Genomic DNA, 17,387 nt, shown 5'->3' with positions numbered 1-17,387 from the left:
CCAGCTCGCCTCCCTGGCTTTCAAGTGTCCGTTGCCAGCGCCTTGCCCAGCGCATCGAGCAGGAATCGGGTACCATGCTCGCGCGATGACGGTGTGTCGTGCCCATCGAGAAACGCGCCCTGCTCGGTGAGCACCAGACGCGTGCCCGTGCCTTCCGGGCGAAGCTCAATTGTCGCCAGCGAAACCGAGATTCTGACATCACCGAACAGCATGTCGTAGCTGTAGACGATGCGCTGGTTGGGCACGATGTCCTGATAGGTGGCGGTATAGGTGTGGATCGGCCCGTTCTTCGGCCCGCCGGCATTGACCTCCTGGCCGCCGACGCAAAAATCCATTTCGTGCCTGTGGGTCATCGGGTTGTCGGGGTCGGCGAACCAGCGCCGCTTGGCGGCCGGATCGCTGAGCGCGAAATAGACTTTCGCCGGCGCAACTGGATAGAGGCGCTCGAGGACGAAGGTGGAGTGGACGACGGATCGTTCGGCCATGGTCAGGTCCTCTTGGTCAGCTTGATGGTTTCTGCGCGACGAAGACGCCGTCGCGATAGGACGCGCCGAAATAGACTTCGACGGCGCGCAACCTGTCGTCATGGAACAGATGCAGTTCGGTGTTGCGGAAGGTCTTTCCGCCCGCCGTCTCGCAGCGATAGAGGACAAAGGCGGCGTCCTCGTCCTCGCATATCCGCTCGATGACGATCGAGTTGAAGGCCGGGCTGTCCGGCCAGCAGCGCTCGAAATAGGTCGCACGCTCGATGGCGTCGTCATAGGGGCTGGTGAAGGTGAAATCGTCGGCGAGCACCGCCGCGACGGCAGCCTTGTTATTCGCCTGGTAGGCGGAAAAATAGCCGCGGATCAACTCCGCTCTGCTTTTGCCGGGCATGGTCATTTCTCCTCTGCTTCAGGTCATTCGGTCCCGGCGAGAAAATCGCCGAGCCGGTCGAGCCGACGCTCCCATGTCAGCCGCCGTTCGTTGATCCAGTGTTCTGCGCTGCGCAGCGCCTGCGGCGCGATCTGGCAGGTGCGCACGCGGCCGAGCTTTTCCGAGCGCACCAGCCCGCTTGCTTCGAGCACGTTGAGATGCTGGACGACGGCCGACAGCGACATCGCCAGCGGTTCGGCCAACTGGCTGACCGAGGCCGGCCCACGCGACAGCCGTTCGACCATGCTGCGCCTGGCCGGGTCTGCGAGCGCCTGGAACATCAGGTCGAGCTGGGCGGGATCGTGCAGCATCGCGATCAGCCGTTATTGTAGGGAAAGAACTTGAAGTAGGGCTGCGCCTCCTCGACCACCCGGGCGAAGGACGGCCGCTTGAGCAGGCGGTCGTGGTAGTGTTTCACGGCCGGATAGCTGTCGCCGAACGGCTCGACCTTGTTGGCGTAGAACAGCGCCGGCGAGGCCGCGCAGTCGGCCATGGTGAAGGTGGGGCCGGCCGCCCAGATTTTCGAACGCATCTCCTCCTCGATGATCGCATAGGCGTTGCGCAGTTGCGCGCGCGCCTCGTCGACCCCGAACGGGTCGGTCCGGTCCTGCGGGCGCAACCTGTCGCCGACGATCTTCTGCATCGGCGCCTGCACGTAGAAATCGTAGAAACGGTCAGCCTGGCGGACCTGGAGAGCAAGGTCGGCCTCGGCCGGGATGAGCTCGACCGGCCCGGGATAATGCGCGGCCAGATATTCGATGACGATGGTCGATTCCAGCACCGTGCGATTGCGTGCATCGTCATGCAGCGCCGGCATCTTGCCGGTCGGCGACACCTTCAGGAATGCTGCCCGCGACTGCTCGTCGCCGAGGTCGACGATAACCGGCGTGAAGGGCGTGTCGTTCTCGTAGAACGCAATCAGCGGTTTCCAGCAGAACGATGCCAGCGGATGGAAATGGAAGGTCAGGGACATTTTTTGCTCGTCTGTTTGTGGTTCGCCGATGCTGGAGCGGTGCCAGCCAGCGCCAACACTGAAGCATTTACTTAACTATTCCCGTGAGGCGAATGTGTCAAGGTTCGAGACTGCCTTCAGGGCTTGGTATGCGTGACGATGGCGGCAACGATCGTGCCCCAGTCGTCGGGATGCAGTTCGTGGCCACCGCCTTCGACGCGGACAAGCCGCCCGCCGGCAACAGCGTCGGCAAGGGCTGCGCCATGCTCGACCGGAAAGATCGGATCCGATGTCCCGTGAATGACGAGCAGCGGAACCTTGATCTCGCGCAGGCGTCCTTTCAGATCCTCGCAGCTCTTCAGCATGAAATGGTTAGTCGCGCTCAGGAAGCCGCCGGATCGGTCGTAGTCCTGTTGGACGAACGCGCGCATCGCCTTCTCGTCGAACGGATGCGCGGTGCTGGCGATCGCACGCGCATCCTTGACGACGAAGCCGATCACCTGGTGGCGGTCCGACCAATCGACCTTGGCGCCATCGGCCGAGTGCTCCATATCGGCCTCGGTCGTCCCCGGCAGGTGCGATGTATCGATCCCCACCGGCGAACTGCTGATCACCGTCAGTGTGATGACACGCGAGGGATGTCTCAACGCCAGTCGTTGCGCGATCGTGCCGCCCATTGACATCCCGACCACATGCGCCTTGCCGATGCCGCAACCGTCGAGGACGCGCACCGCATCGTCCGCCATGTCGTCGAACGTATACGGCGGCTCGCCCGTCGCATATTTGGTCGACAGGCCGGTATCGCGATTGTCGTAGCGGATCACGAAACGGCCCTCGCCGGCGAGTTTTTTGCAGAGCGCCTCCGGCCCCCACAGCATCGAGGCCATGGCGCCCATGATCAGCAGAACGGTTGGATCGCTGGGATTCCCAAACGTCTGGGAGACGATTTCGGGTGCTGCGGCCCGTGTCATGGGACTCTCCTCGCATCGGCCAATCAAAGGCCAACCAAACTGATTGCGTTTTGCAATCGGTTGCACGATAATAAAACTGATACGACAATGCAACTGGTTTTGAGGAGAGTCGGATGAAAACCGAACACCGCTCGGGATGCCCTATCAATCTGTCGCTGGAAGTGTTCGGCGATCGCTGGAGCCTGATCATCCTGCGCGACATGATTTTTGGCGGCAAACGCCACTTTCGCGAACTGCTCAACGGCTCGATCGAGGGCATCGCTTCCAATATCCTGGCCGACCGGCTGAAGCGGCTGATGGAACTCGGCATGCTGACCAAGGCCGACGACCCCTCGCACAAGCAGAAGGCGATCTACAGCCTGACCGAGATGGCCATCACGCTGGTGCCGATCATGGCGCATCTCGGCGCTTGGGGCCGCGTCTGGCTGCCGGTGAGCGAGGAGCTTTCGATCCGCGCCGAACTGCTGGAGAAAGGCGGTCCGCCAATGTGGGAGCAGTTCATGGACGAGTTGCGCCACAACCATCTGGGCACGCCTGTCGCCACACCCGCGGGGCCTTCCGTCCGCGCTACATTGCAGGCCGGATATGAGGCGGTGGTCGCCCGCAAGGCGTCGAGCGGCATCGAGGCCCCCGCCGCTTGACCAACTTATTTCCCCATTATCAGGCCGGCTCTGCTATCAAGGGGCTGAAAAACATAATTTACGGGATTGGATAACGCTCTTGGTCGAGAACTCTAAGGATACTGCCCGCGCCCGGGCGGATATGCGTTTCAAGAAGCAGGAAGAGGCCGCCACGGTGCGGCAAAAGGCGATGGCGGAGTATGTCGCCGAGGCCGACGCCCGCCAGGCCAAGACCAACAAGCTCCGGGCATTGCGCCTTGCCAAGGAAGCGGAAGACCTCGCCAACGCCCCTGCCGTTCCGGTCAAGAAAGCGCCCCGAGCCAAGAAAAAATAGCGCGGCCTTCTTCATCGACGCCCGATCTGGATGCCGGCGGATCGTATCGGCCATGTGCCACGATCAGCAATGCCCGCCATTTCCGCTTTCCCACGCGAAGCAATTTCAACCGCAACCGGGATTTCGCATCCCGCATGTCAGGCGATGATTGACGCGTTTTGATCAGGAGACAGCCATGACCGCACTGACCCTCGAAAAAGCCAAGCACATCATCGACGCCGCCTTCGCCAAGGGCGCCGAGCTGAAGCTCAAGCCGCTCGGCGTTTCCGTGCTGGATGCCGGCGCGCATCTCGTCGCCTTCCAGCGTCAGGACGGCGCCTCGTTCCTGCGCCCGCAAATGTCGGCCGGCAAGGCCTATGGGGCGCTGGCCATCGGCATGGGCTCGCGCCGTGTCGAGGCTTTCGCCAAGGAGCGGCCGCATCTCGTCGCCGGCATTTCGGACGTTTCGGGTGGACGCGTATTGCCGGTCGTCGGCGGCGTGTTGATCCGCGACAAGGCAGGCGCCGTCATCGGCGCCGTCGGAATTTCGGGCGATACGTCGGACAATGACGAGGCCGCCGCCATCGCCGGCATCGAAGCGGCGGGCTTCACCGCCGATCCGGGCTGAGGGGGAGCTTCGTCATCCCAGGGCGAAGCAGGAGCGAAACTCCGTCGCGAAGACCCTGGGATGACGACCAGAAAGAGCAGCCACGCCAATCGCGAACGGATGCGACCATCCAACGAAGGCGGCTAGTTCAAATTTATGTCTCTACTCGCCGACCGCATCGACACCGAAAACCCGGCCAGCACATCGAACAGGGCGATCACCATCAGCGTGAAGAAGACGGAGTGCGCCGCGCCCTTCACCAGCAGGAACTCGACCAGGAACGCCACGAAGACCAGCGTCGACAACAGATGGTCCATGATCGAAGCGTTCGTGGTGCGCACCGACTTCACCATTTCGAGGAACAGGAAGATCAGCCCGATCACGACCATCAAGTCGCCGAGCGTCATCGAAAACACTCCGCCCGACATCATGCTGAACGAGAAGATCTCGGTCGCCCACGGATCGTCGCCGCTGCCGAATATTCCGAGGAGTCCGAGATTGTAGGCCACGAAGGGCACGATCAGCAGCGGGATGGCACCGAACATCAGGCGTCTCCTCTAGCAATTCCAGGAAAGCGGTTTCCCAAGGAATTGCCTAAACAATGGGGGCACCTTCTGTAGAATGCCCCGCAGGCACGCCGTCAAGATTTTTCGCTAGCGCCCGCAAACACGGAAAAAGACCGCGCGAAACAACCCTGTCAGCCACAGTTGCCCCGGCTGACCACCGACACGCCGGGATTCAGCGCTTGAACTGGCCTGTCCGCACGGCGGCGCCGATAGCGTTGAGGATGAAAAGGCCGGCGGTCATCGAGGTGATCTCGTTGACGTCGCGCGCCGGCGCGATCTCGACGATGTCGATGCCGACGACACGTCCCTTGGCGAACAGGCCCTTGATCAGTTCGATCGTCTGCCGGTAGCTGATGCCGCCAGGCGCCGGCCCTTCGACCGCCGGCATGACAGCGGGATCGAGACCGTCGGCATCGATGGTCAGGTAATAGCGGCCACGGTCCGGGATGCGCTTGAGCAGCGCCGCCGTACCGATATCCTGCCATTCATTGGCGGTGACGATGTTGGAGCCGTAGGCGCGGGCCGCCTCGACCTCCTCGAGCCGGGCGCTGCCCTGGCCGCGGATGCCGAGCTGGAAAATCCCGGCTATATGCGCCATCTCCGAAGCGCGGCGGATGGGGCTGGAATAGCCTTCCCTGACCCCGTTGACATTGTCGCGCCAGTCGAGATGGGCATCGATCTGAACCAGGGTGATCGGCCCTTCGTCGTCAAGCGCCCGCAGGATCGGGATTGGAATGCCGTGATCGCCGCCAATGGTGATCGGCAAGGCGCCGGCGACGCGGATCTTGCGGATCGCCGTTTCGGCCAACCTGTAGTGGCCGCCGGCGGCATCGCCGGGAACATCGCCGACATCGACCACCTTGACGTCCTGCCCGTCGAACAGGGTTCCGCCAATGTCGAAATCATAGCGGTCGAGCCCGAGGCTGATGCGCTGCGAGGCGCGCCGCACCGCGGTCGGCGCGTTGGTCTGGTCGTTGACCAGCTCGTCGATCGTGTAGGGACTGCCGTAAGGCATGCCGATGATGGCGACATCCGCCTTCAGCGCATCGAGGTCCTCGACCAGCGGGAAGTTCATGAAGGTCTGGAAGACATCGCGGGGTGCTGTGGTGAGCTTGGTCATGCGGTCCCTCTGAAGCCGGTCGATCATCGCGCGGAAGCGCCGCGACAAGGCATGCGGACTCAATACAGCACCGCCGCCGCAGCTTGTATCGCCACGGACGCCCGGTCTTTGGCATAGTTGGCGGCGCGGCGCACCAAACGCAAAAAAACCGGCCAATGGCCGGTTCTTTTGGCATTCAAACCCTTCGAAAGCTGGTCTCAGCTTTCCTTGGGCGTCAGCACCTGGCGACCGCGATACATGCCGGTCTTCAGGTCGATATGGTGCGGGCGGCGCATTTCGCCGGAATTCTTGTCCTCGACATAGGTCGGGGCCTTGAGAGCGTCGGCCGAGCGGCGCATGCCGCGCTTGGACGGAGAGGTTTTTCGTTTCGGAACGGCCATGGATATGCTCCACTACATGGTCAAAATGCCCCGATAGCCCTCGTGAAAGGGCCGCGTCAGGGCCATAATCTGAGAAAGTCGGGTGCCTATACACGCCCTGCGCCGTTTTGGCCAGCACCGTGGCGATTTTTTTTGAACTGGCAGCGGTTCTACCTAATCAAGACAACCGACATACGCGCCCGAACGGCCGGCGCGGCGTTCGATCAGCGACGCCAGCCGCCGCAGACCCGGACCGGGCTTGGCCGGATTGCGGGCGATCGGATTGGGCAGCGAGACGGCCAGCAATGCCGCCTGCCGCCGCGACAGCTGTTTGGCCGAAACGCCGAAATGGTGCTGCGCCGCCGCCTCGATGCCGTAAATGCCCGGCCCCCATTCGGCGATGTTGAGGTAGATCTCCATGATCCGCCGTTTCGACATCACCGCGTCGAAATAGACGGCCAGCGGCAGTTCGACCACCTTGCGCACCGAGCCCAGCGGCCGCGACCACAGGAAAAGGTTCTTCACCGTCTGCATGGTGATGGTCGAGGCGCCGCGCGTCGCCTCGCCGGCCAGCGCATCGTCGACGACGCCGCGCAATTCGCCGAGATCGATGCCGCGATGGAAGCAGAATTGCCCGTCCTCCGACATGATCACCGAATTGGCCAGCACCGGGGACACATCGTCGATCGACACCCAGCGCCGGTCGTAACCGGAGAAGGTCGCGAGGTCTTTGACCATCAAGGTCGATATCGGATGCACGAAGGACGGCAGATAGAGGAAGGTCAGCACAATGGGTATCGCCGCCAGCACGACGGCGACGACCAGGCCGCGCCGTGCCAGGCGCTTCAGACCGGCGCGGTTCACGCGCCTTGGTCGCGCCATCTCAAACCCTTCGGTTTCATGATCGACGATCGGTTCCGTCAAGCCGCCCCCACCCGCGCCACTCTCCCGCCTCCGGCATAATGGCGCGAGGCTTCTTGCGCAACGTCTGAGTGTCGGCTACCGCTCCCGGCCATGACGAAAGACGAGCAATTGGCCTTTGAGGCCGCACTTCTGGGGCGGGCGGCGGCGATCGAGGCCGGGCTCAGGCTGCTGCTCGACGGCCGCACGCTTGCCGGCGAGATCGCCCGACCGGAGCGTCTGATGGCGGCCATGCGCCATGGCGTGCTGAACGGCGGCAAGCGGCTGCGCCCCTTCCTGGTCATGGAAAGTGCCGCCCTTTTTGGCGCCGATGGCGAGGCGGCGATGCGCGTGGCGGCGGCGCTCGAATGCGTGCATTGCTATTCGCTGATCCATGACGATCTGCCTGCCATGGACGACGACGATCTGCGCCGCGGCCAGCCGACCGTGCACAAGGCCTTCGATGAAGCTACCGCCATACTTGCCGGCGATGCGCTTCTGACGCTTGCCTTCGATGTCCTCGCCGATGAGGCGACGGCGCTGCCGGCGGAGCGCAGGGCGGCGCTGGTGCTGGCGCTGGCGCGCGCGGCTGGCACCGGGGGCATGGTTGGCGGGCAGACGCTCGACCTCGAAGCCGAGCGCAACAGGCCGGACGAAGCCGGCATTATCCGGCTGCAGGCGATGAAAACCGGCGCGCTGATCCGCTTCGCCTGCGAAGCCGGCGCGATCATTGCCGGCGCCGCACCGCAGGACCGCGACCGGCTGGCCGAATTCGGCTCGGCGGTCGGGCTTGCCTTCCAGCTTGCCGACGACCTGCTCGACCTGACCGCCGATGCCAGCCAGATGGGCAAGGCGACCGGCAAGGACGCAGCCGCCGGCAAGGCGACGCTGGTGGCGCTGCATGGCGCGAACTGGGCGCGCAGCCAGCTCCATGGGCTGGTCAAGCAGGCCCATGAATTGCTCGAGCCTTACGGCGGACAGGCAGCCTTGCTGAAGGCAGCGGCAAGCTTCGTTGCAATCCGCAACAACTGAGGTTTGGGCGATCGGATGCCGAACCGTTTTCGGAATTTGTCGGCCTTGCGCTGCCTTGCTTTGGTGTCTCTCAAATGCCCCAAAGCAACTGGGCGCGCTATCTGACCTTGACGACGACCTTGCCCTTGGCGCGTCCTGTTTCGACGTAAGCCAGCGCCTCATTGGTCGCTTCAAAAGGAAAGACCCTGTCGACGACCGGGCGAATCGCCCCATCTTCGATGAGGGACGTGATTTTGCTCAGTTGCTCACCTTGCGCCGACATGAACAGGAACGAAAATCCCACGCCCCGGCGCTTGGCTTTGGTCCTGATACCACGGCTCAGCAGCCGCAGCAGCAGCCTTAGCACCACGTTCAGTCCCTGTTTCCTGGCAAATTCGGGATCCGGAGGACCGGAAATCGAGATGAGCTTCCCACCCGGTTTCAGCACAGTCAGGGATTTCTCAAGCGTCTTGGCGTCCTGGCTGTTCAGGACGACGTCGTAGCCCGACAGGATTTTCTCGAAGTCGTCCTTCCTGTAGTCGACGACGACATCGGCGCCGAGATCCCTGACCAGATCGTTGCTTGCCGCGCCCGCTGTTGTCGCAACGATCGCGCCGAGGTGCTTTGCCAACTGGATGGCGAATGTCCCCACGCCGCCGGAGCCAGCCTGGATGAAGATCTTCTGGCCTGTCTTCAGACCCGCCCTCTCGATGAGAGCCTGCCAGGCGGTCAGACCGACCAGCGGGATCGAGGCCGCCTCTTCCATGCTGAGGTTCGCCGGCTTCAGCGCCACGTCGGCTTCATCGATTGCGATGAATTCGGCGAATGTCCCGATCCGGCCGTCGCGCGGCCGCGCATAGACGGCGTCGCTGGGTTTGAATTTGCGGACTTTCGAGCCCACCCTGACAACCCTCCCGGCAACGTCGTGACCGAGGATGAAGGGCCGGCGATAGGGAAGGACGAGTTTGAATTCGCCGGTCCTGATTTTGGAATCCAGCAGGTTCACCCCGGCGGCATGGACCTCGACCAGGACGTCATTGTCCAGCAGCTCCGGCTCCGGCATCTCGGCCAGCCGCAAAATGCCTTTCTTGTTATATTTATCGACAACGAATGCCTTCATGGCAGTGACTTTCTGAGAGTGTCCGTTGGTGTGCCGTTTGTGTGTGAAATTCTCCGTCCCATCGTTGTTCAGACCGGCAGGCGGAACTGCTTGCGCAAGGTCTTGTCGAACATCCCCGCGGGGGCGAAGCGGCGCAGCAGGCTGACCTGGCGCGCTGCCTTCCCTGCGGTATAGCGCCGTCGCGGACGGGCGTCGGTCGCTGCCTTGACGACCACATCCGCCACCACTTCCGGCCGATCGGCTTTGGGCATCACATCGGCAAGCAGCGCCTTGAGACCGGCGCGCGCCTGATCGTAGTCCTTCAACAGGGAATCCGGCTCGATGCCGTTCTGGTCGAAGACGGTGCGCACGAATGCCGGCTCGATGACCGAGACGCGAATGTTGAAGGCGCGAACCTCATGATCGAGCGATTCCGAATAGCCCTCCAGCGCGTGCTTGACCGCCGAGTAGTGCGCTGAGTATGGCGCGGGCACCAATCCTAGAATCGAGCCGATGTTGACGATGCGCCCTTGGCCGCGGCGCCGCATCGACGGCAACACCGCATTGGTCATGCGCATGACGCCGAACAGATTGACGTCGAACAGAACCTGCACCTGTGCGACCGAAGATTCCTCGGCGCCGCCAAGCAGGCCGACACCGGCATTGTTCACCAGCAGATCGATACGACCGGTCTGGGCCAGCACGGTTGCAACGAGGGCGCTGACGGACTCCCCGTCGGTCACGTCGCAGGTCAGCATGGACACCTTAGCCGGGCCGTTGCCGGCCTTGCTGCGGCTTGTCCCGAAGACGGTATACCCCGCCCGCGCCAAGGCCTCGGCACTGGCGCGGCCGATGCCCGAAGAGGCTCCGGTCACGACTGCGGTTCTTCCCGAAAGGGTATTCATTTGATACTCCAGAGACATGAGGGCTAGCTTTTTGCCGTTGATTGAATTATGATCGTAATATCATATTACACTCATAATGCAATAGCAGAAAGGAAGAGCCGCCATGCGCTACGAAAAGGGCCGAAAGGACGCCTCCCGCGATCGCATCGTCGAGGTCGCAGCCCAGCGTTTTCGCGGTGACGGCATCGCCGCGTCCGGACTGGCAGCCATTATGGGCGACGCCGGGCTGACGAACGGAGCCTTCTATCCGCATTTCCAGTCCAAGGCGGAGCTCGTGCGTGAAAGCCTTGTAGCGGCACTGGAGAGCCAGGTGCAGCAACTGCAGGAGGTATTGGCCGCCGGTGGTCCGGAGATGGGCATAGCGGCGTATCTGTCAGCTGCGCACCGGGACAACCCGGGAACGGGCTGCGCCAACGCCGCGCTGCTCCCGGAACTCGCGCGTCAGCCGCTCGAAACGCGACAAGTCTATACCGAACGCTTGCTGGTTCTGGTGCGCCAGTTGTCTGCAGCGCTTCCGCAGGCCAGGGATCCGGAAGGCGTTGCCATGGGCGTCTTTGCGACCCTCATCGGCGCGCTTCAACTGGCCCGCGCGGTGGCAGGGACCGAATTGTCGGATCGCTTCCTTGCGGCAGGAGCAGATGCCGCGCGCAGGCTGATCCAGCCACGTGACGGCGAGAAGGCATCCATTTAGAGATAGAGCGGCAGCAGCAAAGAGCCTGACATCCTCATCATGGCGGGCCGCATTACAAGAAGGGTCGCTTTGCCTAAAGTCATCGGCCATTGCCAGCACGAGGCCATCTCAACCTGCATCAGGGAATGACCGCATTAGGGCCGGAAGCGACTGGCAGCTTCATGGCTCGGAATCGGACGGCCACCGCGACGCAGTCCGTAAGGGGGGTAACTTGCGACGGAGGAAATCGATTGGACGCCCGAAAATCGTGCTGATGAGGAGGGATAACTCACTTTGCCAAGTTAGAGCGGCGTGTTTCGCCCCTCAGTCACGCCTTGAGACCGAGTGCCTCCACAAGAAGAGCGAACGCTGCAGTGTGCTGGCGTCGGCTGGGATAATAGAGGTGATAGCCCGGGAAGGGTTGGCACCAGTCTTCCAGCACCCGGATCAGGCGTCCGTCTGCGATGAACGGAGCGACCTGGCTCTCAAACGTGTATGCTAGCCCGAGGCCGTCGAGGGCCGCAGCCTCCAGCATTTCCCCGTCATTGATAATGAGGGGGCCATTCATCCTGACTTCAAGTTCCTCACCGCCTTTTTCGAACTCCCAGGCAAAGAGCCCGCCGCTGGTCTTCTGACGGTAGCTGATGCCTTTGTGTTCCCCAAGTTCGCGCGGTGTCTTTGGAACCGTTCGGGTTGCAAAATACGACGGTGATCCAACCACCGCCATACGCAGGTCCGGGCCGATCCTTATTGCCACCATGTCCTTCTGGACCTGCTCGCCGATCCGGATACCGGCGTCGAATTTGCTTGCAACGATGTCAACCAGACCTTCGTCCAGGCTCAATTCCACTTCGATATCCGGATACTGCAGAAGGAGTTTGGCGATGACGGGCCACAGTACTGATTTGGCAGCATACCGGAATGTCGTCAGGCGAATGAGGCCAGTGGGCTTGTCGCGCAGGGCGGCGACGGCGGCGATCTCGCTTTCGATGTGATCGAAGGCCGGTCGCAGGCTTCGCAGCAAGCGCTCTCCAGCTACCGTCACGGACAGGCTGCGGGTGGTGCGTGAGATCAGCCGGACTCCCATGCGCTGTTCCAGCGTTCTGACAGCGTAACTGAGCGCCGACTGCGATAGACCAAGCTTTGCTGCGGCGCGTGTGAAGCTGCCCGCCTCTGCTACGGCGATGAAGACTGCCAGCTCGCTGAAATCTCCGCGCCTCATTTATCAATCCCATTTCTAACTTCATGCAGATTATAGAGGCTAATCGTATCGAGTCCTATTCGCTATTTCACCAGGCAGACAACGAACGCTGAGACGGACGTGCCACAAGCCAACGCAGCATAAACTGAAAGATACCGGCCATGAAGGATATGCCTATGAACAGAGTATGGATGATTACCGGCGCAGGGCGAGGCATGGGCCTCGACTTTGCCAAAGCGGTCCTGGCCATCGGCGATAAGGTCGTTGCGACCGGTCGTAACCCAGATCGGGTCGCCAAGGCGATCGGGCAGTCGGACAATCTTTTGGTCGTCACGTTGGACGTGACCAAGCCGGCCGACGCCGACGCCGCGGTGAAGGCAACCCTGGACCGCTTTGGTCGCCTCGACGTGCTCGTCAACAATGCCGCGGGCTTCTATGCCGGCTATTTCGAGGACCTGACTCCGGCCCATATCGAACTTCAGCTCGCGTCCACCCTGACCGGCGCCATGAACGTCACCCGCGCAGTCCTGCCAGTCATGCGCGCGCAGGGTTCTGGCAAGGTCATTGCCATCTCATCGACGGCCGGCCTGGTCGGCTTTGAGTTCTGTTCTGCATACGCCGCGGCAAAGTTCGGCGTTGATGGCTGGATCGAGTCACTGCAAGCCGAGGTGGCGCCGTTCGGCATTGAAACGATGATCGTGAACCCCGGGTTTTTCCGCACGGAGCTGCTGACGGACGAATCCACACAATATGCTCCGTCATTCGTCAGCGATTACAGCGAACGTCGCGCCCAGCAGATAACGGGTTGGAAAGCCGCGAACGGCCAGCAAGTCGGCGACCCCGCGAAACTCGCGCAGGCGTTGATCACTCTGGTCGACAAGCCGGAGTTGCCCCGTCGGTTCATCGCCGGCGCCGATGCTCTTGCAATGGTCAGGCAGAAACTCGCTCTGCTGCAGCAGCAGGTCGATGCCCATGAGGAGCTATCCGGGTCGCTGGCCTTCGACAGCTGAACGTCGCATCCAGCACTGCCGTCGTCGCAGGTCTATTTATGAGCGCCGTCGATAGGCTCATGCGAATTTTGAGGGCTAATTCGGATGTCGCGTCCGTGCTCTCCTGAGGGTTGACCCTTAGGCAACCGGCCAATGACAGGCCTTCGAATAGACGTCCCTTTCCGACCGATGCCGTAGGCTTCGTCGGTCCGATCGATTTCGCGAGAAGTCCCAATCCCGCCCGCCACTCGAGGAGACGACATGCCAGAGCACCGACAGCTAGCCTTGGACATCAACAGCCGGCGCCACCAGTTCAATCTTGATGTACGCGTGACTCTGCTGGATGCACTACGCGAGCATGCCAACCTGCCCGGCACGAAAAAAGGCTGTGATCATGGGCAGTGCGGCGCCTGTACCGTCCACGTCGACGGCGAGCGGGTATTGAGCTGCCTGACGCTGGCGGCCCAGGTCGAAGGCCGTCAGGTCACGACGATCGAGGGCCTCCAGGCTGCCGACGGCGTGATGCACGCAGTCCAGACCGCGTTCATCGAGCACGATGCATTCCAGTGCGGCTATTGCACCCCCGGTCAGATCATGTCGGCCGTTGCATGCATTCGTGAGGGCCACGCCGATACGGACGAGGACATCCGCGAATACATGAGCGGCAACATCTGCCGGTGCGGCGCTTACCCCCATATCGTCGCCGCGGTGCGCGATGCCGCCAGCCGCCTGAAGAAGGAGGCAGCACTATGAGACCTTTCGAGTATCTCCGCGCCAAAGATGCCGCGAGGGCGCTTGCCGAGGCTGCCAAGCCAGAGACAAGATTTCTCGCCGGTGGGACCACGCTTCTTGACCTCATGAAGCTGAATGTCGAGCGTCCTGCGCGGGTGGTCGACATCACGCGCCTTTCCGGCCTGGACACGATCGAGGTATCGGCGGATGCCATTCGCATCGGTGCGCTCGCCAAGATGAGCAAGGTCGCCGACCACGCCGATATCAAGCAGGCTGCGCCGGTGCTTTCCGAAAGCCTGTGGCGCGCTGCCTCGGCACAGCTGCGCAACATGGCGTCCATCGGTGGAAACTTGATGCAGCGAACCCGTTGCACCTACTTCCGGGACCCGGGCGCTTATTCGAACTGCAACAAGCGCAATCCAGGTTCCGGATGCGCTGCCCTTGGCGGCGTCAACCGCAACCACGCGGTGCTCGGCACGAGTGACGCGTGCATAGCAATCTACCCCGGAGATTTTGCGGTTTCCCTGGTGGCATTCGACGCCACGGTCATCATCCGGGGAGCTTCCGAACGCAAAATTCCCGCCGACGAATTCTTCCTTCTCCCTGGCGATACCCCGCACCTTGAGCATGAGCTGTCGGCCGGCGAGATGGTCGTCGGGATCGAGATCCCGCGTTCGGCAGCCCTGGAACGCTCGCATTATCTCAAGGTCCGGGATCGCGCGTCGTACGAGTTCGCCGCGGCCAGCGCTGCTGTCGGAATCGAATTGGAAGCCGATGGCAAGACAATTCGCGAAGTACGCATCGCGGTCGGCGGCCTCGCCACCAAACCCTGGCGCCTGCGCGCCGTCGAAAATTTGCTCAAGGGAAAGACGCTCGACGAGGCGACGATTCGTAGCGCCTCGTCAGCCGCCGGCGACGGCGCGAAGTCGAGCGGACATAACGCATTCAAGGTTGAACTGGCACCGAAGGTCGTGGCCCGCGCCCTGATGACGGTAGGAGGTATCGCATGACACATGGTAACGCGTTCGAACTCAACCGCCGCACCGTCTTGAAGCTCGGCGCCGGCGTAGCCGCTGTCGCTGGCGCCGCTGTCGATCTCTCGTCAAAAGCCGTTGCGGCTGAGACCGTCCCCGCCAAGGCGCCAGCTCTCGGTGCCAGGCTTTCCCGCGCCGAAGGCCCGTTGAAAGTAACCGGGCAGGCTCGCTATGCGATCGAGCAGAAGCTGGAGAACCTGGCCTATGGCGTAACTGTCCAATCGACGCGGCCGGCAGGGCGTATCGTCAGTATCGATACGTCGGCCGCCAAGGCTCTACCGGGTGTCCTGGATGTCTACACCGCGCAGAATTCCCTGAAGCTCAACAAGCCGACCGTCTACAGCAAGGGCGGCGGAGCGACCGAGGAATTTACCCCAATTCAAGACGATGTGGTCCGTTTCAACGGCATGCATATCGCGCTCGTGGTCGCAGAAACCTTTGAGCAGGCAACGGAAGCGGCAAGTCTTCTCAAGATCGAATATGAGGACGGCGACCCTATTCTCGACATCAACGATCCCAAGGCAAAAGTGCAGCCCATCGATGAGATGGGTGCCGCGTGGGGCGATGCGGCGACAGCGTTGGCCAATGCCGAGGTCAAGGTAGACGTCACTTACACGACGTCACGCGAATACAATGTGCCGATGGAGCCGCATGCGTGCATCGCTTCCTGGGACAACGGGAAAATCACCGTCTGGGAGCCCAGCCAGTGGGTTGGCGGGGCACGGAGCGTCGTGTCGGAATGGCTCGGCATCGACATCGAGAATGTGCGGGTGATCTCGCCCTATGTCGGCGGTGGGTTCGGGTCCAAGATCGGGGCACATCCGCATGTGGGGCTGGCTTGCGCGGCCTCGCGGAAACTGGGCAGGCCGATCAAGGTTTCTCTCACGCAGCCGCAGACCTTTACCGGCCTTGGCGGCCGACCGGCGACACGGCAGACACTCTCAATCGGAGCCTCGAAGGACGGAAAGATAAGCTCGATCGTCCATGAGAGCTGGAACGAGACGGCGATTGACGAAGTCCATATCGAGGCTTGCAACAATGTGACGAAGATCATGTATGCGACGCCGAACTTTTCTTCACGTCTCAACGTCGTCCCGGTCAATACGGTCCAGCCCGGCTGGAAACGGGGCCCCGGCGAAAACCCCAGTGCCTATGCTGTGGAAAGCGCGATCGACGAGCTGGCGTACGCGCTCAGCATGGATCCGGTCACGCTGCGCCTTGCCAACTGGGCGGAGACGGATCCCAGCAATGGGATGAAGTGGAGCACTCGACAGTTACGCGAAGCCTATGCCGTGGGCGCGGAAGCCTTCAGCTGGTGGAACCGGAACCCGGCCCCTCGCTCGATGCGCGAAGGCCGCGAGTTGATCGGTTATGGAATGGCCGCCGGGTCATACCCCATGATCCGTACCGCGAGCGAAGCCAAGATCGTACTCCATGCCAGTGGACAGATCGAAGTCCTCAGCGCGGGCACCGACATGGGAACGGGGACCTATACCATTCTCGCCCAGACAGCGGCTGACGCATTGGGCGTTCCTGTTGAGACAGTCGCGGTGCGGCTGGGCGATACCCTCCTCCCCAGATCGGCGCTCGCAGGCGGTTCCCAGCAAGCCAACAACCTGACGGGAGCGGTGGACAAGGCGGCCAGGAATGCACGGGACGCCTTGCTGGCGCTTGCCGCATCCGATCCGAAGTCGCCGCTGGCAGCCTCGAAGGCGACTGACCTCACGTTCGAAAACGGCTCGGTGCAACCGACCCGACGGCCGAACGGCGGTATCGGCATCGCGGAACTCTTGAAGGCAGTGGGCAAAGACAAACTGGAAATCGAGGGTAACACCTTTGCTCCCGGCGCCACCGAGGAGATGAAGAACGGAGCTGACCGCAGTTTTGCACAGTTGAAGGGCGCTGTGGAAGGAGGCGTCTCGGCCCATAGCTGGTGTGCGCATTTCGTGGAAGTTCGGATCGATGAGGATTTTGGCACGATCCGCGTCAAGCGCATGGTCTCGGCATTCGATAGCGGCAGGATCTTCAATCCGAAGCTTGCGGAAAGCCAGTGGATCGGCGGTATGGTCATGGGTCTCGGGCAGGCTCTCCTGGAAGAAGGTTACGTCGACCAGCGAGACGGGCGCACCATCAACGCGAATTTTGCCGACTATGCCGTCCCGGTTAACGCCGATGTGCCCGACATCCAGGTGATTTCGGTTGGAATTCCGGACATGCAGGCAACCGCTCTTGGCGGCAAAGGCGTCGGCGAGATCGGTGTCGTAGGGGTCGCACCTGCGATCGGTAATGCCGTCTTCCACGCGACCGGCAAACGCATTCGAAGCCTTCCGATCACGCTGGAAAAGCTCGTTTGAGTTCGGTCGATGCGCCCTGGTGACCCTCAGGCTCGCAAATAGGCGAGCATGCAAAAACAACGATTCTAA

General features: G+C 62.1%; 21 protein-coding genes. 9 read left to right on the top strand and 12 right to left on the bottom strand.

From position 1 onward, the window contains the following. Positions 1-20: 20 nt before the first annotated feature. The 5 genes from NLY43_RS21430 to NLY43_RS21410 form a co-directional block, all read right to left on the bottom strand. Complete coding sequence (locus NLY43_RS21430; protein ID WP_023690078.1) at positions 21-485, bottom strand: SRPBCC family protein; 465 nt, start codon at positions 483-485, stop codon at positions 21-23. Between the two features lie 16 nt (positions 486-501). Further along, a complete protein-coding gene (locus tag NLY43_RS21425; protein WP_032996687.1) occupies positions 502-876 on the bottom strand; it encodes a nuclear transport factor 2 family protein in 375 nt (124 codons plus the stop codon). Between the two features lie 23 nt (positions 877-899). After that, on the bottom strand, positions 900-1,226 hold the full coding sequence (locus NLY43_RS21420) for an ArsR/SmtB family transcription factor (RefSeq protein ID WP_023699361.1): 327 nt from the start codon (positions 1,224-1,226) through the stop codon (positions 900-902). Positions 1,227-1,231: 5 nt separating this feature from the next. Beyond that, the gene (locus NLY43_RS21415; RefSeq protein ID WP_023711651.1) at positions 1,232-1,888 is read right to left on the bottom strand and encodes a glutathione S-transferase family protein; all 657 of its coding nucleotides are present in this window, start codon (positions 1,886-1,888) and stop codon (positions 1,232-1,234) included. 116 nt (positions 1,889-2,004) lie between these two features. Continuing rightward, the gene (locus NLY43_RS21410; protein WP_023711650.1) at positions 2,005-2,838 is read right to left on the bottom strand and encodes an alpha/beta fold hydrolase; all 834 of its coding nucleotides are present in this window, start codon (positions 2,836-2,838) and stop codon (positions 2,005-2,007) included. A 113-nt stretch (positions 2,839-2,951) separates the two neighbouring features. Between NLY43_RS21410 and NLY43_RS21405 the strand changes: the two genes are divergently transcribed. The 3 genes from NLY43_RS21405 to NLY43_RS21395 all read left to right on the top strand — a co-directional run bounded on the left by NLY43_RS21405 (position 2,952) and on the right by NLY43_RS21395 (position 4,399). Continuing rightward, the gene (locus tag NLY43_RS21405) at positions 2,952-3,479 is read left to right on the top strand and encodes a winged helix-turn-helix transcriptional regulator (protein ID WP_023711649.1); all 528 of its coding nucleotides are present in this window, start codon (positions 2,952-2,954) and stop codon (positions 3,477-3,479) included. Between the two features lie 79 nt (positions 3,480-3,558). Further along, complete coding sequence (locus NLY43_RS21400) at positions 3,559-3,792, top strand: hypothetical protein (protein WP_023684002.1); 234 nt, start codon at positions 3,559-3,561, stop codon at positions 3,790-3,792. Positions 3,793-3,967: 175 nt separating this feature from the next. Beyond that, on the top strand, positions 3,968-4,399 hold the full coding sequence (locus tag NLY43_RS21395) for a GlcG/HbpS family heme-binding protein (RefSeq protein WP_023690074.1): 432 nt from the start codon (positions 3,968-3,970) through the stop codon (positions 4,397-4,399). Positions 4,400-4,521: 122 nt separating this feature from the next. Here the strand turns inward: NLY43_RS21395 and NLY43_RS21390 are convergent, their stop codons facing one another. From NLY43_RS21390 to NLY43_RS21375, 4 genes are all read right to left on the bottom strand, one after another. Beyond that, a complete protein-coding gene (locus NLY43_RS21390; protein ID WP_023670154.1) occupies positions 4,522-4,923 on the bottom strand; it encodes a hypothetical protein in 402 nt (133 codons plus the stop codon). 193 nt (positions 4,924-5,116) lie between these two features. After that, on the bottom strand, positions 5,117-6,064 hold the full coding sequence (locus NLY43_RS21385; protein ID WP_023693659.1) for an agmatinase: 948 nt from the start codon (positions 6,062-6,064) through the stop codon (positions 5,117-5,119). 197 nt (positions 6,065-6,261) lie between these two features. Beyond that, entirely contained in the window at positions 6,262-6,444 is a 183-nt protein-coding gene (rpmF, locus tag NLY43_RS21380) for a 50S ribosomal protein L32 (protein ID WP_008834724.1), read from the bottom strand. A 153-nt stretch (positions 6,445-6,597) separates the two neighbouring features. After that, positions 6,598-7,305 (bottom strand): biosynthetic peptidoglycan transglycosylase, encoded by a 708-nt coding sequence (locus NLY43_RS21375; protein WP_050587122.1) that lies wholly within the window; start codon positions 7,303-7,305, stop codon positions 6,598-6,600. A gap of 132 nt (positions 7,306-7,437) precedes the next feature. Between NLY43_RS21375 and NLY43_RS21370 the strand changes: the two genes are divergently transcribed. Beyond that, positions 7,438-8,355 carry a polyprenyl synthetase family protein gene (locus NLY43_RS21370; protein ID WP_023693656.1) on the top strand — a complete coding sequence of 306 codons (918 nt, stop codon included), beginning with the start codon at positions 7,438-7,440 and terminating at the stop codon, positions 8,353-8,355. Positions 8,356-8,452: 97 nt separating this feature from the next. Here the strand turns inward: NLY43_RS21370 and NLY43_RS21365 are convergent, their stop codons facing one another. Then, positions 8,453-9,454 (bottom strand): NADP-dependent oxidoreductase, encoded by a 1,002-nt coding sequence (locus NLY43_RS21365; protein ID WP_023702756.1) that lies wholly within the window; start codon positions 9,452-9,454, stop codon positions 8,453-8,455. Between the two features lie 68 nt (positions 9,455-9,522). Then, positions 9,523-10,338: an oxidoreductase gene (locus tag NLY43_RS21360; protein ID WP_023711647.1), complete on the bottom strand. Its 816-nt coding sequence runs from the start codon at positions 10,336-10,338 to the stop codon at positions 9,523-9,525. A 103-nt stretch (positions 10,339-10,441) separates the two neighbouring features. Between NLY43_RS21360 and NLY43_RS21355 the strand changes: the two genes are divergently transcribed. Further along, the gene (locus NLY43_RS21355) at positions 10,442-11,029 is read left to right on the top strand and encodes a TetR/AcrR family transcriptional regulator (protein ID WP_023711646.1); all 588 of its coding nucleotides are present in this window, start codon (positions 10,442-10,444) and stop codon (positions 11,027-11,029) included. A gap of 307 nt (positions 11,030-11,336) precedes the next feature. Here the strand turns inward: NLY43_RS21355 and NLY43_RS21350 are convergent, their stop codons facing one another. Further along, entirely contained in the window at positions 11,337-12,230 is an 894-nt protein-coding gene (locus NLY43_RS21350; protein WP_023711644.1) for a LysR family transcriptional regulator, read from the bottom strand. A gap of 155 nt (positions 12,231-12,385) precedes the next feature. On the opposite strand from NLY43_RS21350, the gene NLY43_RS21345 reads away from it, so the two are divergent. The 4 genes from NLY43_RS21345 (at position 12,386) to NLY43_RS21330 (ending at position 17,318) form a co-directional block, all read left to right on the top strand. Further along, positions 12,386-13,219 carry an SDR family oxidoreductase gene (locus NLY43_RS21345; protein ID WP_031199376.1) on the top strand — a complete coding sequence of 278 codons (834 nt, stop codon included), beginning with the start codon at positions 12,386-12,388 and terminating at the stop codon, positions 13,217-13,219. Between the two features lie 240 nt (positions 13,220-13,459). Then, positions 13,460-13,951: a (2Fe-2S)-binding protein gene (locus NLY43_RS21340; RefSeq protein ID WP_023711642.1), complete on the top strand. Its 492-nt coding sequence runs from the start codon at positions 13,460-13,462 to the stop codon at positions 13,949-13,951. Then, positions 13,948-14,940 carry an FAD binding domain-containing protein gene (locus NLY43_RS21335; RefSeq protein WP_023711641.1) on the top strand — a complete coding sequence of 331 codons (993 nt, stop codon included), beginning with the start codon at positions 13,948-13,950 and terminating at the stop codon, positions 14,938-14,940. The genes NLY43_RS21340 and NLY43_RS21335 overlap by 4 nt, the downstream gene beginning before the upstream one ends. Continuing rightward, on the top strand, positions 14,937-17,318 hold the full coding sequence (locus NLY43_RS21330; protein WP_023711640.1) for a xanthine dehydrogenase family protein molybdopterin-binding subunit: 2,382 nt from the start codon (positions 14,937-14,939) through the stop codon (positions 17,316-17,318). The genes NLY43_RS21335 and NLY43_RS21330 overlap by 4 nt, the downstream gene beginning before the upstream one ends. The last annotated feature ends 69 nt before the right edge of the window (positions 17,319-17,387 follow it).

Origin of the sequence: Mesorhizobium sp. C416B (assembly GCF_030323165.1) — a bacterium.
Taxonomy (GTDB): domain Bacteria; phylum Pseudomonadota; class Alphaproteobacteria; order Rhizobiales; family Rhizobiaceae; genus Mesorhizobium.
This window is presented reverse-complemented; position numbering and strand designations above follow the sequence as displayed.